This window comes from Moraxella sp. DOX410, assembly GCF_032248735.1.
Classification (GTDB): domain Bacteria; phylum Pseudomonadota; class Gammaproteobacteria; order Pseudomonadales; family Moraxellaceae; genus Faucicola; species Faucicola tetraodonis.
Genome location: NZ_CP135138.1, coordinates 1,462,315 through 1,476,553, shown reverse-complemented (window position 1 = coordinate 1,476,553; position 14,239 = coordinate 1,462,315). Strand labels below are relative to the sequence as shown.

At 41.9% G+C, this 14,239-nt stretch carries 14 protein-coding genes and 1 other RNA gene; 7 read left to right on the top strand and 8 right to left on the bottom strand.

Translation table 11 applies throughout. The annotated features are described in order from the left end of the window. Positions 1–37 precede the first annotated feature (37 nt). The gene (locus RNZ41_RS06530) at positions 38–634 is read left to right on the top strand and encodes a phosphatase PAP2 family protein (RefSeq protein WP_314027827.1); all 597 of its coding nucleotides are present in this window, start codon (positions 38–40) and stop codon (positions 632–634) included. 32 nt (positions 635–666) lie between these two features. Here RNZ41_RS06530 and truC read toward each other — a convergent pair whose 3' ends face one another. From truC to RNZ41_RS06500, 6 genes are all read right to left on the bottom strand, one after another. After that, the gene (gene truC / locus RNZ41_RS06525) at positions 667–1,479 is read right to left on the bottom strand and encodes a tRNA pseudouridine(65) synthase TruC (protein WP_314026887.1); all 813 of its coding nucleotides are present in this window, start codon (positions 1,477–1,479) and stop codon (positions 667–669) included. A 70-nt stretch (positions 1,480–1,549) separates the two neighbouring features. After that, positions 1,550–2,938, bottom strand: a complete 1,389-nt coding sequence (locus tag RNZ41_RS06520) for an APC family permease (RefSeq protein WP_060994907.1) — start codon at positions 2,936–2,938, stop codon at positions 1,550–1,552. A 250-nt stretch (positions 2,939–3,188) separates the two neighbouring features. Beyond that, the gene (locus tag RNZ41_RS06515; protein WP_144917500.1) at positions 3,189–3,914 is read right to left on the bottom strand and encodes a Smr/MutS family protein; all 726 of its coding nucleotides are present in this window, start codon (positions 3,912–3,914) and stop codon (positions 3,189–3,191) included. 81 nt (positions 3,915–3,995) lie between these two features. Then, the gene (gene trpC / locus RNZ41_RS06510; protein ID WP_314026886.1) at positions 3,996–4,817 is read right to left on the bottom strand and encodes an indole-3-glycerol phosphate synthase TrpC; all 822 of its coding nucleotides are present in this window, start codon (positions 4,815–4,817) and stop codon (positions 3,996–3,998) included. A gap of 15 nt (positions 4,818–4,832) precedes the next feature. Beyond that, complete coding sequence (gene trpD, locus RNZ41_RS06505; protein WP_314026885.1) at positions 4,833–5,963, bottom strand: anthranilate phosphoribosyltransferase; 1,131 nt, start codon at positions 5,961–5,963, stop codon at positions 4,833–4,835. A gap of 127 nt (positions 5,964–6,090) precedes the next feature. Further along, complete coding sequence (locus RNZ41_RS06500) at positions 6,091–6,717, bottom strand: anthranilate synthase component II (RefSeq protein WP_314026884.1); 627 nt, start codon at positions 6,715–6,717, stop codon at positions 6,091–6,093. Between the two features lie 503 nt (positions 6,718–7,220). On the opposite strand from RNZ41_RS06500, the gene glnA reads away from it, so the two are divergent. The 5 genes from glnA to RNZ41_RS06475 all read left to right on the top strand — a co-directional run bounded on the left by glnA (position 7,221) and on the right by RNZ41_RS06475 (position 12,071). Then, positions 7,221–8,630, top strand: a complete 1,410-nt coding sequence (gene glnA / locus RNZ41_RS06495; RefSeq protein WP_062330134.1) for a type I glutamate--ammonia ligase — start codon at positions 7,221–7,223, stop codon at positions 8,628–8,630. 146 nt (positions 8,631–8,776) lie between these two features. Further along, entirely contained in the window at positions 8,777–9,541 is a 765-nt protein-coding gene (locus tag RNZ41_RS06490) for a DUF4124 domain-containing protein (RefSeq protein WP_314026883.1), read from the top strand. A gap of 64 nt (positions 9,542–9,605) precedes the next feature. Beyond that, on the top strand, positions 9,606–10,286 hold the full coding sequence (locus RNZ41_RS06485) for a 4'-phosphopantetheinyl transferase superfamily protein (RefSeq protein ID WP_314026882.1): 681 nt from the start codon (positions 9,606–9,608) through the stop codon (positions 10,284–10,286). A gap of 272 nt (positions 10,287–10,558) precedes the next feature. Beyond that, positions 10,559–10,771 (top strand): cold shock domain-containing protein, encoded by a 213-nt coding sequence (locus RNZ41_RS06480; protein ID WP_007116878.1) that lies wholly within the window; start codon positions 10,559–10,561, stop codon positions 10,769–10,771. Between the two features lie 124 nt (positions 10,772–10,895). Continuing rightward, positions 10,896–12,071, top strand: coding sequence for a DEAD/DEAH box helicase (locus RNZ41_RS06475; RefSeq protein ID WP_314026881.1), 1,176 nt, complete (start codon positions 10,896–10,898; stop codon positions 12,069–12,071). Between the two features lie 83 nt (positions 12,072–12,154). Here the strand turns inward: RNZ41_RS06475 and RNZ41_RS06470 are convergent, their stop codons facing one another. Together RNZ41_RS06470 and ssrA are read right to left on the bottom strand one after the other, a co-directional pair. After that, complete coding sequence (locus RNZ41_RS06470; protein WP_314026880.1) at positions 12,155–12,493, bottom strand: septal ring lytic transglycosylase RlpA family protein; 339 nt, start codon at positions 12,491–12,493, stop codon at positions 12,155–12,157. 340 nt (positions 12,494–12,833) lie between these two features. Next, positions 12,834–13,194: a transfer-messenger RNA gene (gene ssrA / locus RNZ41_RS06465) on the bottom strand. 238 nt (positions 13,195–13,432) lie between these two features. On the opposite strand from ssrA, the gene RNZ41_RS06460 reads away from it, so the two are divergent. After that, positions 13,433–14,230: a hypothetical protein gene (locus RNZ41_RS06460; RefSeq protein WP_314026879.1), complete on the top strand. Its 798-nt coding sequence runs from the start codon at positions 13,433–13,435 to the stop codon at positions 14,228–14,230. Positions 14,231–14,239: the final 9 nt, after the last annotated feature.

Here is a 14,239-nt window from a genome sequence, read left to right as displayed (position 1 = left end):
TACCTCTGTTAGCTCTGTCGAAAACTTACCCAATTTAATGCGCAATTATTATCAGTTTTTGCACAGTAAACCTAAACTATATCATTTGCAAAAGCGCGTGCTGCAGTGGGATACTCGCTTATGTTTACGGGTAAATTTGCTGTCGCAATTGAAGTTTTTTGCGCAGTTTTTCAAAACCATCAGCCGCTTAGGCGATGGTTGGTTTTGGGCGGTATCGACAGTAGTGATGTTAGTAGCGTTACTATCGCAAGGACTGGTCGCTAGTATCGTTGCTGTGAAAGTGTGTGCGGTGCTCGTCAGCAGTTTTTGCGGTTATTTGCTGTATAAGTATTTAAAAGTACACACAGTACGTCCACGCCCTTACCAAGTACACCAGACCATTACTTTAGGTGAACGGCCTTTAGATGTATTTAGTTTTCCATCAGGGCATACGCTGCAAGCGGTATTGTTTACTACCATGATAGGTCATCAAGTGCCGATGATGTTATGGGCGTTGCTGCCATTTACGATGCTGGTGGCATTATCGCGCTTGGTGCTTGGGTTACATTATCCCACCGATGTGTTGGTGGGGGCAGGCATTGGCGCAACATTTGCGACCCTCGGTAACAAAGTAAGTGATTACTTGGTTGCGTAAAGGATGTCGCCAAATAATGATATCGCTAACTATCAAGGCAAATGAAAGCCAAACTGCGCACACATCGTTAACCAATCTGTATCCACAGGTGCCGTGATATCAACACGGCGATTGTCGGTCAGTCTATTAAAAGCCAAGGTATGCGCATGTAACATCAATCGATGCACGCCGATATGTTGACGGATGGCGCGATTTTGGTGATGATCGCCATAGCTGGTATCACCAATAATCGGATGAAATACATGCTTCATGTGGCGACGTAGTTGGTGTTTTCGTCCGGTAATGGGCGTCAATCTAGCCAGACTAAAGCGTGAAGTGGGATAGCGTGCGCGCGCTTGAAACGGCTGCTCAGTTGTTGCCAAGCATTGCCAGTGCGTTTGCGCAGGTTGCAGTAAGGTTAATTCAGCAGGGCTGCTAAGGACTTCATCAAACATGTCTGTCGAACTAAGCTTTCTTTGTTGCAGCGCCCGCAAACTTGGTTTATCGCCAATTTTATCCAAAATTTGTGTGAGTGGGTAATCAATCAGCCCAGATGTCTGCTGGGATGTCTGCGCATTAACTGTCAAATATCCGCGCACGATGGCTAAGTAAGATTTTTGCACTTGCCTGTTTTCAAATTGCTCACACAGTTGCCGCGCTGATTCGCTTGATAAAGCAAACAGTAACACCCCTGACGTCGGTCGGTCTAAGCGATGAATCGGATAAACATATTGACCCAATTGATCGCGTAGGGTCTGCATCACAAACTCGGTTTCATGACGGTCAAGCCAGCTTCGATGGACAAGCATACCCGCAGGCTTATTGACTGCCACACAGTGTTCATCTTGATATAAAATTTCTAACATGCCGTTTTCCCAAAAGCCACAGACATAAAAAAGGTCAGAATCGTATCTGACCTTTTCACCACGTTAACCATTATTCATGTTCATTGTGCATCGGTGGATGACGCTTAAAGCCACCGGTTTTAAACGCCAAATAGATAAGACCGATTACTGCCCAGCTTAAACCCATTTTGATGGCGATGGGCTCACTTTCTTTCCACATCAGCGCAACACTGATAAAGCCCAACAGCGGCACAATCAAATACATAAACAAATCATAGGCACTGTGGTAGCGTTTTTCACGGATGATGTAGGTCGCAATCACGGATAAGTTAACAAAACTAAAGGCCGTCAACGCCCCAAAACTAATCAAATGCGCGATGACATCAAACTCAATAAAACCCGCGGTTAAGGCAATCACACCCGCGATATAGATATTGTAGGTTGGGGTCAAGTATTTTGGATGAATATGACCAAAAATACGTTTATTAATGACCCCATCACGCCCCATCACATACATCAAACGAGAGACACCCGCATGTGCAGAAATACCTGACGCCATCACCGTGACAATTGCAAAGCCCAATACGGCGGCTTGAAACGCAGAACCACCCACCAACATTAAAATATCTGGCTGGGTAGCAGCCACATCTGGGAAATATTTGTCAGGGGTTTGTGGGAAATAAATCTGCATAAAGTAAGTGCTAATGATAAACACAATACCTGCAATCAATGCGGTCAAGAAAATTGCTTTTGGTAGGGTTTTTTGCACATCTTTGGTTTCTTCTGCCAATGAGCTTAGTGAGTCAAAGCCTGTGAAAGAGAAACATAAAATGGTTGCACCACTGATGAGTGCCGTCATGTTAGCAATATCACTCCAAAACGGCTTTAAGCTCCATAATTGGTAAGCTGCAGCATTGATAGTGCCGTCCGCATTGGTGCCCGCCATCAATTTGCTATACACCAACCACGTAAATACACCGATAATCAATAGCTGAATAAACACAATCCAACTATTAAAATAAGCCACGACTTTGGAGCCATGCACGTTAATCCAGGTCATAAATCCCGTCAGAATAAATACCCAAATCCATTTGTTGACATCAGGGAACAGCGCTTCAAGATAAATCACCGCTAGGATAATATTCACCAAAGGTGACAATAAATAATCCAACCAAGAAGACCAACCCACCATAAACCCGACATTGGGATGAATCGATTTTTGCGCATAGGTATATGCCGAACCTGCCGAAGGATAACGACGAATCATGCTACCGTAACTTAGCGAGGTAAGCAAAATAGCGATCAATGCAATAATATAAGATGTTGGAACGTGCTGATGACTGGCTTCAGAAACCAAGCCGAAGGTATCAAATACGGTCATGGGCTGAATATACGCCAAACCAATAATGATAATGTGCCAAAGGGCTAAATGACGTTGCAATTTAGCGGGCGAATTAGTCGTAGTGGGGGTATTGTTCAAAGCTACCTTTCTCCTATACCCAGTGGTGTTAAAAACAGTCAGCTGTCAAAAGACAAATGGGCGCTGTTTTTAGCCAGTTGAGATTAGATTAATGCAGAGCATTTAATCCATGAAAAAAAAGAGCCTATTATAAACAAAAACTAAGAATAAACTATTAACAATTAAAAAATCTCGTTAAAAAAATCATGCATGGATTGTTTTAGCATGATTTCGTAAAATTTAACCTATAGTCAAAATAGCCGTACAATGGTTATTGGTCGCGATTGGCTTTTTCGCGTTTTTTGAGTAACACCAACACTGCACCATTGCCACCTTGTGCCGCAGGTGCTGAGCAAAAAGCAAGCACTTCAGGAATCTGACGCAACCAGCCATTCACGCAAGTTTTTAAGATACTATCAATGCCTTTGCCATGAATAATTTTCACGCAATTTTCATTGTTTTTTTGAGCCTGCAAAATCAACTGACTCATGGCTTCACGCGACTCTTCAATGGTAGCACCGTGTAAATCTACGGCATCATACCAGCGAATCTTGCCTTGTTTAAGGTCATTAAACACTTTGTTTTGTAGCGTTGCGGTTTTATAACTTAAATAAGCATCGCCAGATACTGGGTTGAGCAGCGCTTGCATATCAGACAATACATGCCCGCTATCATCGTCACCTCCGACTGCCGCCGCGCGTTTAGCTAGCGTCGTCGCATCAAGCTTATTACCAGCGTTGTTTTTATCCGCCAAGTTTTTATCTTTGATTGGCTGCACGCCTGACATGGCTTGCATAAATAGCAATTTATCATCATCAAGATGTTCGCTATTATATTTTTTAACTTGTTTGGCGACTTGTTGCTTGCTCAATAAACCCACGGTTTCAGTCGGTTTGCCGTTTTCATCGGTCTCTTTGGTTTGGCTGCGACCTTTACCCAGTTCGGTTTTAAGCTGCTTTAACTGGTCTTGCATTTCTTTAGAAAATAAATTTGCCATACAATAACTCTATCAATCGGTATAAAAAATAGGGCGTTTATCGATGAAACGCCCTAACATCAAATATTTAACTTGGCTATTTTACGCATTTTGTTGCGATTGTGCCAATAACTTTGCTAATGCCGCGCCTGCATCGCCTGTTTTCATAAACTGCTCACCAATCAAAAACGCATGGATGTCATGGCCCAGCATCAATTTTACATCCTCTGCCGAATGAATCCCGCTTTCTGTCACCAGTAAGCTATCTTGTGGAAACAGTGTTTTTAGGCGTAGGGTAGTGTCCAAACTCACATCAAAGTTATGTAGATTGCGATTGTTTACCCCATACACGTTTTGACGATGGGCGGGCAAGCGTAACGCGCGCTCCACTTCTATCTCGTCATGACACTCAATGAGTACACTCATACCAAGCTTTAATGCCAATTCATGCAGCTCAGCGGCTTGCGCATCCGATAAACACGCCATAATCAGCAAAATACAATCTGCCCCAAGCGCACGTGATTGCAAAATGTGATACGGCTCAATCATAAAATCTTTGCGTAGCACAGGTAGGCTTACCGCTTGGCGCACTTGCAATAAATACGCATCCGAGCCTTGGAAGTAGTCGGTATCCGTCAATACCGATAGGCAAGCGGCACCCGCTTGTTCATAGCCGACTGCGCTGGCGACAGCATCGAAATTAGGGGCGATGATGCCTTTGGATGGCGAGGCTTTTTTGACTTCCGCAATGACACGTATGCCTGCTTTGCGCAAACTGCCGGCAAAATCACGGATGTCATCGCGGTTCGTTGCGGCAATTTGCTCAAGGTCGTGCCAAGATTGTTGTTGTTTGGCTCTGACTAGTTCTTGACGTTTGGTGTCGACAATTTTTTGTAATACCGAGGGGACTGCTTGATGAGGCATGGTTTTTCCAAAAATTTAATGAGAGGTGAATTGCTGAGTAAAGCTTGCTAATGCTGCCATTTTTTGCAAGGCTTTGCCACTGCTGATGATATCTTGTGCCATGGCTACGCCTTGTTTTATGGTATCTGCTTTACCTGCTACATAGATGGTCGCACCGGCGTTCAAGGCAATCATATCCGCGGCTTTTTTGGCGATGGGGGTTTTATTGGGATTGTTAGCCAGTGCTTCGCGGATGAGCGCTAGGCTTTGTGCTGGACTGTCAATGATTAAGCCTTTAAGGGTTTGCGATTCGATACCAACATCTTCAGGTTCGATATCATACACGCTGACTTTGCCATCTTTAAGTTCAGCCACGTGGGTATAAGTCGCCAGTGAGATTTCATCAAGGTTATCCACTGAGCCGACGACCAGCACATGCTCCGCGCCAAGGTTTTTGAACACATTGGCAAGCGGTTCGCACAGCGAAGGATTAAATACCCCAATCATGGCATTTTTGACGCCCGCCGGGTTGGTCAAAGGTCCCAAAATATTAAACACCGTGCGCGTTTTTAGGGTACGGCGAATGGGCATGGCGTGTTTCATTGCCACATGGTGATTGGGCGCAAACAAAAAACCAATACCATGCGTTTTAATCGACTGGGTAATCTGCTCGGTATTTAATGCCAAATTAATACCCGCTTGCTGCAGCAAATCGGAACTGCCAGATTTGCCCGAAACGCCGCCATTACCATGCTTGGCGACATGACAGCCAGCTACTGCTGCGACCATGGTAGCGGCGGTAGATACATTAAATAGATTTGCGCCATCGCCCCCTGTACCCACAATATCGACGACATAGTGCACATCCGACAAATCCACTTTAATCGCCAGCTCCCGCATTACTTGGGCGGCGGCGGTGATTTCTTCGATGCTTTCACCTTTCATACGCAGCGCGGTGAGCAGCGCGCCCATCATGGCATCGGGGCATTGACCTTGCATGATGGCTAGCATGACGCCGCGCATTTCTGCATAAGTTAGGTCAATGGTATTGATGGCACGATCCAGCGCGGTGGTAAGCAGTAGTTGGGTTTGCTCTGGGGTTAATGGCTGGTTGTTCTCTATAGTCGTGGTAATGTCACCAAGATAGGGTGTTACAGTATGGGTCATGTCAGTCTCGTATGAGTTTTATGGCTTAGACTTGATATATCATTGTACTAGTATACTATAACAAAGCCAAACTTTAAAGCCAAGCATTAAAGCCAAGCTTTAACCTGCAAAAATCAATTACCCCAGTCTAAGGGTGAGCGTTTTGATAGTTTTCATAGTTTTGATAGTTAGCTAAAAAATTTTTCAAAATCGCATACCCATGCTCACTCAAGATAGATTCTGGATGAAACTGCACCCCTTCAATCGGCAATGTTTGATGCCTAATGCCCATCACAGTGGGGGATGGCAGCAAATTATGTGGATAAATATCATCACACCATGCGGTAATCTCTAGACAATCAGGCAAACTGTCTGTGGCAATCGCTAAAGAATGATAGCGAGTGGCGTTAAAAGGTGAGGGAAGTCCGGCAAATATCCCTTGGTGGTGATGAAAAACTTGCGACACCCGCCCATGCATAATCGTTGGGCATCGAATGATATTGGCGCCAAATGCTTGCCCAATCGCTTGATGACCCAAGCAAACGCCTAATATAGGAATAATGCCGGCACAGTCTTTGATAAAACTCAACGTATTGCCTGCATCGCTTGGCGTGCAAGGTCCAGGGCCAATGACCAAATAATCGGGATTTAAACGAATGATATCTTCACTGCTGCAAGCATCATTGCGCCAGACTTCAACGGGTTGTCCCAATTGCTCAAAATACTGCACCAAGTTGTAGGTAAAACTGTCGTAGTTATCAATAAAAAGTAGCAATCCAGAAACCCTATGCTGTAATTGTCAGATGATGGTTAGCCAATGAAAAAACTTCACCGTTATTTTAGTTAATTATTTTATCACAACCATTCTACAAGTCACTGACAGCAAATGAATGAAACCGAATAAATGAAGCCGAGTCGCAGGCAGTAATGTTAATGATTTTCACTAAAATAGTTAAACACATATTTTATGCACCATAAAAGTGAATATTGATAAAATTTTCATTAAAGTGGTGCAAGTGTTACAGCTGCATGGCGATTTGAAGGCTACCTAGGCAGATAGTCATATCAGCCAACTTTATCATTAAATCCACTCTCAAATAACTCATTGAATTTGATATAAAAATTTAATATTTAGCATGATAGTGCAAAAGTTGGCACATAACTTGAAAGTTTAAACTCAACAAGCACCTCTTTGTTTATCTCTTGTCACAGCACCAAAAAGAGTATAAAGTGGCGTAACGTTTTTTTAATCATTTTTTGCGTAAAAGGAAACGAGCAATGTCGAATAAATTTTTAGATTTAATCAAATCTAGCGAAGCAAAGTGGGTAGATTTTCGCTTTACCGATACTAAAGGTAAAGAGCAACATGTAAGCTATCCAGCTGACAGCATGGACGAAGACATTTTTGAAGAAGGTAAAATGTTTGATGGTTCATCAATTGCTGGTTGGAAAGGCATTGAAGCGTCAGATATGATTTTGATGCCAGATGCTGATACCGCCTTTGTCGATCCTTTCTTTCGTGAAACGACAGTTGTTGTGACCTGTGACGTTATCGAGCCATCAACCATGCAAGGTTATGACCGTGACCCACGCTCAATCGCGCGACGTGCCGAAGAATACCTAAAATCAACGGGTATCGGTGATACCGCATTCTTTGGTCCAGAGCCAGAATTTTTCGTATTTGATGATGTAAAATGGTCAATCGACATGTCCGGCGCCCGTCACACCATCTCAGCTGATGAAGCCGCTTGGTCTACCGATAAAGAAATGGAAGGCGGTAACTATGCGCACCGTCCACGCGTCAAAGGCGGTTACTTCCCAGTACCACCTGTTGATAGCTCACAAGATATGCGCGCTGATATGTGTGCCGCGGTAGAAGCGATTATGGGTGAAGGCCGTGTTGAAGTGCATCACCATGAAGTTGCCTCTTGCCAACTAGAAATCGGTGTATCATTTAATACCCTAGTTCGTAAAGCGGATGAAGTACAACAGTTCAAATATGCGGTGCACAACGTTGCACACGAATATGGTAAGACCGCGACCTTTATGCCAAAACCGATGGTTGGTGATAATGGTTCAGGTATGCACGTTCACTTGTCAATCCAAAAAGATGGCAAAAACACCTTTGCCGGTGATGAATACGCAGGGCTGTCAGAAACGGCGCTTTTTGCAATCGGTGGTATCATCAAACATGCTCGTGCATTAAATGCCATCACCAACCCATCAACCAACAGCTATAAACGCCTAGTACCGCATTACGAAGCGCCTATTAAACTGGCTTATTCTGCGCGTAACCGCTCAGCATCAATTCGTATTCCATACGTGGCAAGCCCGAAAGGCAAACGTATCGAAGCGCGCTTCCCAGACCCAGCAGCCAACCCTTATCTTTGCTTTGCCGCATTGTTGATGGCAGCGCTTGATGGTATCCAAAACAAAATCCATCCAGGTGAAGCCGCGGACAAAAACTTATACGACCTGCCACCAGAAGAAGAAGCATTGATCCCAACGGTGGCGGAGAACTTGGAAGTTGCGCTTAAAGCGTTAGAAGACGACCATGAGTTCTTAACCAAAGGTGGCGTATTTACCAAAGAAATGCTTGACGCTTACATTGCCTTGAAAAAAGAAGAAGTAGAGCGTTACAACGTATCAGTTCATCCAATCGAATTTGATATGTACTACAGCTGCTAATAAGTTCGCTTTTCAAAAAACCCAACTTCACATTAAGTTGGGTTTTTTTATAGGAAATTTTTAAGCTAATAGACAAAATTATTTAGGGATTGATTATCAAGCTTGCTAAAATATGGGTAATAATGGGTTTTGAGGGGAAGACTTATATGATTTTGACAAAATACAGTACCGATAATAATAGTAGTTTGCGGTATAGCTTTATACTCACGGCTGTCGTGTTATTGCTGTCACAGTTAAGTCATGCTGAAGTGTATAAGACGATCACATCAGAGGGTCAAGTGGTATATACCGATAATATCAATACCGCTTATCAATACAATAAAAACAGCAAAACTATCAGCGTATTAGATAAATTGTCCACCCAATCACAAGTATCATCGACGACCAATCAATCAACAACGACATCCACTAGCTTGAACAATCAAGTTGATAACGCAGTGAGTACGACTACTGACAATCGTTTGCCTGATAGTTTAGGTGATAGCTTAACTGCTCGCTTAACTGAGCGCTTATCCACCCAATCCATCTCAGCAAGCCAGCAGGGGGATTATGTATTAAAAATTGTATCGCCTGAAGCAGGGCAAACGCTGCGACGTGGTAGTCAATCAATTGAGATTAACGTTGCTTTGATGCCGAGTTTAAAAACAGGCGATAGAATCGTCTATCAACTCAATAACCAAACCTTAGCGACCATAAAAGACACTAGCTATACTATTGCAACTACCACGCTCGATCCTAACCCTTATACCATTACTGTAAGTGTTGAAAACGTCTTAGGGGAAGTCATCGCGCAAGACACTCGCGCTATCACTCTCATTAGTAACAATGTATTGTATCAAAAAAAACGTAAAGCGATTGCGCAAGCACAAAAGAAGAAAGCCAATCAACCTTGGTATAAAAAAATACTTTAATACTTTAAGCTATCGTTAAATCTATTTATACAATTATTTATACAACAAGGCACTATCATCACCGATGCAGTTTTATCCAATCGAACACCATAGCTGGGTTGCTATTGATATTCATCATAATTTGGGTGAACAGGCTACCCTATTAACCCATAAAGCAGGGTCAAGCAATAAAGTAGGGTTAACCAATAAAGCAGCATCAACCCATAAAACAGGGTCGATGTATTGTCGTCAATTGCTAAAAAAGCTACAGCAAGCGCTCAATGTGACAGGCGAGTTAATGGAGGCAAACTTTCCTTATCATTTTATAACCGCTGATGGTTACACTTGGTATGTCAGTTTTAGCCATAGCCGCCAACATGCCGCAGTGTTGATTTCGCCCTATACAAATATCGGCATTGATGTTGAAGACAGCGCAATTAGTCATCACGTTGCTGCACGCTTTTTTTCACCGCATGAATACCAATGGTTGAATCAAAAGCCTGCAGTCAATCAAGCAGTTTTACGAAACCTACTATGGCGACTTAAAGAATGTTCCATCAAAGCCCATCAGAATGCCGATAAGCAATTAATAAAAGAATTAAAACATGATGTGCTAGATGAATTGGGCGAAGAGGTTATCAATCAACTCATTGGCATCGATGAGATAAATGATAAAGATAAGCCCATACAATGTGTGCAAACTGACGCTAAAATAATTGGCAATTTTAATAGCAAACCTTGCAGTTTTATTATTGTAAACCGTTAAATAAGGCTAGAAAATCGCTGTTTAAAAAAATAACCAATTCTTACGAAATTACTTTTTTTTGTAAAAAACCCATGCTATGATTGCTATAAGAACAATTTACTATGTAAGCGACATTGTAGAGAAATGTTTTAACAAACTATTACAAAAGCTTAACTAGTACATTAATTAGCAGGCGTAGGTAGCGGGTAGCTAAACTTAACTAGGCTTAACTAGCCTTGGCTAAAAAACTACTTTAAAAACCTACCATTAATAGTGTTAAAGGAAGTTATAATATGTCAGTTCGTGAACAAGGCATTGTAAAATGGTTTAATGATTCAAAAGGTTTTGGATTTATTCAGCGTAACAGCGGTGAAGATATTTTCGTTCATTTCCGCGCGATTCAAGGTGACGGCTACCGTTCACTTCAAGATGGTCAAAAAGTTGAATTCATCGTGGTTGAAGGTCAAAAAGGTCTTCAAGCTGAAGAAGTTACCAAAGTCGAATAAGTTAAGCCAAAAAGGGGTTAAAGTGTTATTTTTGACCTTTTTGCAAACCAAGTTGAGGTAATTAACTTGGTTTTTGTTGTTTCTCATAGCCAATGATTGATTGGTCAAAATAGGTTAACTCTCTGTGTTTCAAACTTTCTCACAATTACCCCTTTATCCAGCGCTTAAACAAGCGATTGATCAATTAGGCTATCAAACGCTAACCCCTATCCAAGCGCAAATATTGCCCAATACACTCGCTGGGCAAGATGCCATCGGGCAGGCACAAACAGGTACAGGTAAGACAGCAACGTTTTTACTCACCATCATCAATGAATTGCTGAATAATCCTCTAAACCCTGAGGTTGATGGCGATCGTTTTTTGGGTGAAACCCGTGCGCTGGTGCTGGCGCCGACTCGAGAACTGGCTCAACAAATTTATCAAGATTGCCTTGAACTCACCAAGTTTACCAAACTGCATACTGTTTGTTTGCTCGGTGGTACAGACTATGACACGCAGTCAAAGCAGCTGCATCAAAAGTTTGTCGATATCATCATCGCCACCCCAGGTCGTTTGATTGATTTTTGCTTTCAGCACCATGTGTATCTTGATCGTCTTGAAATTTTGGTATTAGATGAAGCGGATAGAATGCTGGATATGGGGTTTATACCTGATATCAAACGGTTGATTCGTATGATGCCTGCCAATACGCATCGGCAAACTCTGCTTTTCTCCGCTACCTTTAACCAAGATGTGATGAATTTAGCTTATCGCTGGTTATATCAACCGATTTTTGTAGAGATTGCGCCCGAACAAAAAACCAGTCAAAACATCGAGCAGCTATTTTTTACCTTGATGGAATCGGATAAACTGGCGGCGTTACAGCAAATTATTGAAAAAATTTCTCCCAATAAAATCATTGTCTTTGCCAATCGTAAAGACCAAGTCAAACGCCTGTATGACAAACTTAATCGTCAATATAAAGTAGTGATATTGTCAGGGGATGTCATACAGGCCAAACGCGAGAAGTATTTGGCACAATTTCGTCAAGGCGATGCCAATATTTTAGTGGCGACTGATGTTGCAGGGCGAGGTATTCATGTGGATGATGTGGCTTGTGTGGTCAATTACACCTTGCCAGACAGTCCTGATGATTACGTTCATCGTATCGGTCGCACCGGTAGGGCAGGCAATAAAGGCATGAGTATAAGCTTTATCAGTGAAAACGACGGATTTAACTTACCGGCTATCGAGCAATATTTGGATGAAAGTATCAAAATGCAGCAATGGTCGAATGATACCCGTTTTTTAGAGGATTAAATTTTTTAATTGATAAAACATTAAGGGCGCTATCAATCAATAGCGCCCTTTTTTACAGCAAAAATACATTAATAAAAATAACGCTATAATCTAACGATATCGACTTTAGCAAGACCATTTGAAGGATTAGCAATTCTGCTAAAAGCACCTTTTGACAAATCTAGCGTACGGCCATATTTGCCGAACCCACCTGTGTCAGTCACGCGTACAACCACACTTTTACCATTGGCTTTGTTAGTGACTTTAAGTAGGCTACCTAATTTGTGCACGTTGCTGGCGGCAGTCAGTGCATGTTGATTGAATTTCTCGCCAGATGCCGTGGTGCGACCATGATGCTTACCACCATACCATGAAACAACATCAGCATTGGCTTGCTGGGTGGCTAAAGTAGTAACAATCAAACTGGCAATGATATATTTCATCGGATGTTCCTTTTATCAATTAAAGCGGTCAATAATCTGACTGCTTAAAGGTATCAAGGGGCATTTCCCGTGATTTACATAGTAAAAACAAAGTAATATTGTTTAATATCACTTAAGCGGTGTGTATTCTAATTACAAAGTTATGTTATTGCAAAGATTTTATTGTAAACAAAATCTTCAATATCGGATGTATTTTGCTAAACATATAAATTATGTAACTATATTAGCTAGTTTTTCTAACCTGTTGATTTTGTGTAAAAATGATATCTTAAGTAGCTAATCGGATATAAAAAATGCAAAAAAAAGAGAATGCAAGTTATTGCATTCTCTTTTTTATATATGGTGGAGATGGCGGGAGTTGAACCCGCGTCCGCCAGCACTACGCCCATGACTCTACATGTTTAGATTCTGTCTATGTCTTTAATGGTTGGCGAACCGACAGTCAGGATGCCAACCACGAGCCTCTTAAGTTTTGCTCAAATTGGCGAGACAACAATTTAAGCTATCCATCGTGCGTTCGCTTCAAGGAGAGCAACCAGACCAATGGCAATCTGTGCCGTCCCAAGCAGCCCTTAGGCTGCTAGAGCGTAAGTTTCGTCGTTTGCGACTAGTTTAAAATGTATATTTTATTTACGAGTGGACATACTCACTCGACATGCATCATTGAGTTTCATTACCAGCGTCGAAGCCAGAACATCCCCAAATGAACTGTGAATTATATAGGGTTAGTAGCTTAAAATACAAGGCTAAACGTCATAATAGTTAGATAAATTACTAAAAACACACATAGCAACTTAATATCGTCCGGATTATTGTCATGCATTTGACGTATTGAGCTGATAAGCTAAAGTGTTGAAGTAAGTAAAATTTTTTTGGTATATTTTAATCCATGAAACATTAGGCTGAGTCAATTGAATAAGCTAATCGGGTAATTAATGAATGGCAGGTAGCAAAAAAAATTCGCCAAGCATCATGCGGATGTCGCAAAATCAGCTCAAACGCCAGCGTGAATGGGTGTATTTGGCACATTTTTTAGCCATGCTGCATTTACATCCTGCCAAGACCATCTCAGGTACGGATGACGGTAATGAGCCTGATTTTACCTGTATTTTTTATTGTGACAAAGGTGAATATACCATTGGCATCGAATTGACCACTTTGCCAAGACTACGCGATAGACTCGGTAATGACAATTTAATGTTAAAACGTTGGTACTGGCAGTCGCTATTACAACTGTCCACCAAATTTACCCCGACGCAGTTTAATGGTGAGGGCGAGATAGTAGGTATCAAAGCCAATTTGGCTAATTGGGTCAATTGGCAAAAGATTGATAATCGCAATATTTCGAATATATCGCAGCAATTTATCGAGCCATCGAGTAATTTGCCACATCCTACGCTCAGTAGTAAATTACAAAACGGTATTGCCAAAACCATGCGTTGGTTACCCAGTGCGTTTTTTACCGATATGGCAGATGAAAATGAAGATTTACCGATTGATTCCTACATCAATCAAAGTGATATTGATGCGGTGATGAGCAAAAAAGCGCATAAAGTCCAAGCGTACCACAAAAAAAGGGCATTGGATGAAGTATGGTTGTTGATTCATACCAATGAACAGCAAGAAAAGGGCTTATTAATTTTTGACACAAATGAAGCCTTGCATCACGGTAGTGAATTTAATCGCGTGTTTTTAACCTTATATCCCACCACAACATTGTTACAAGTTGCTAAATAAAAAAGGCTA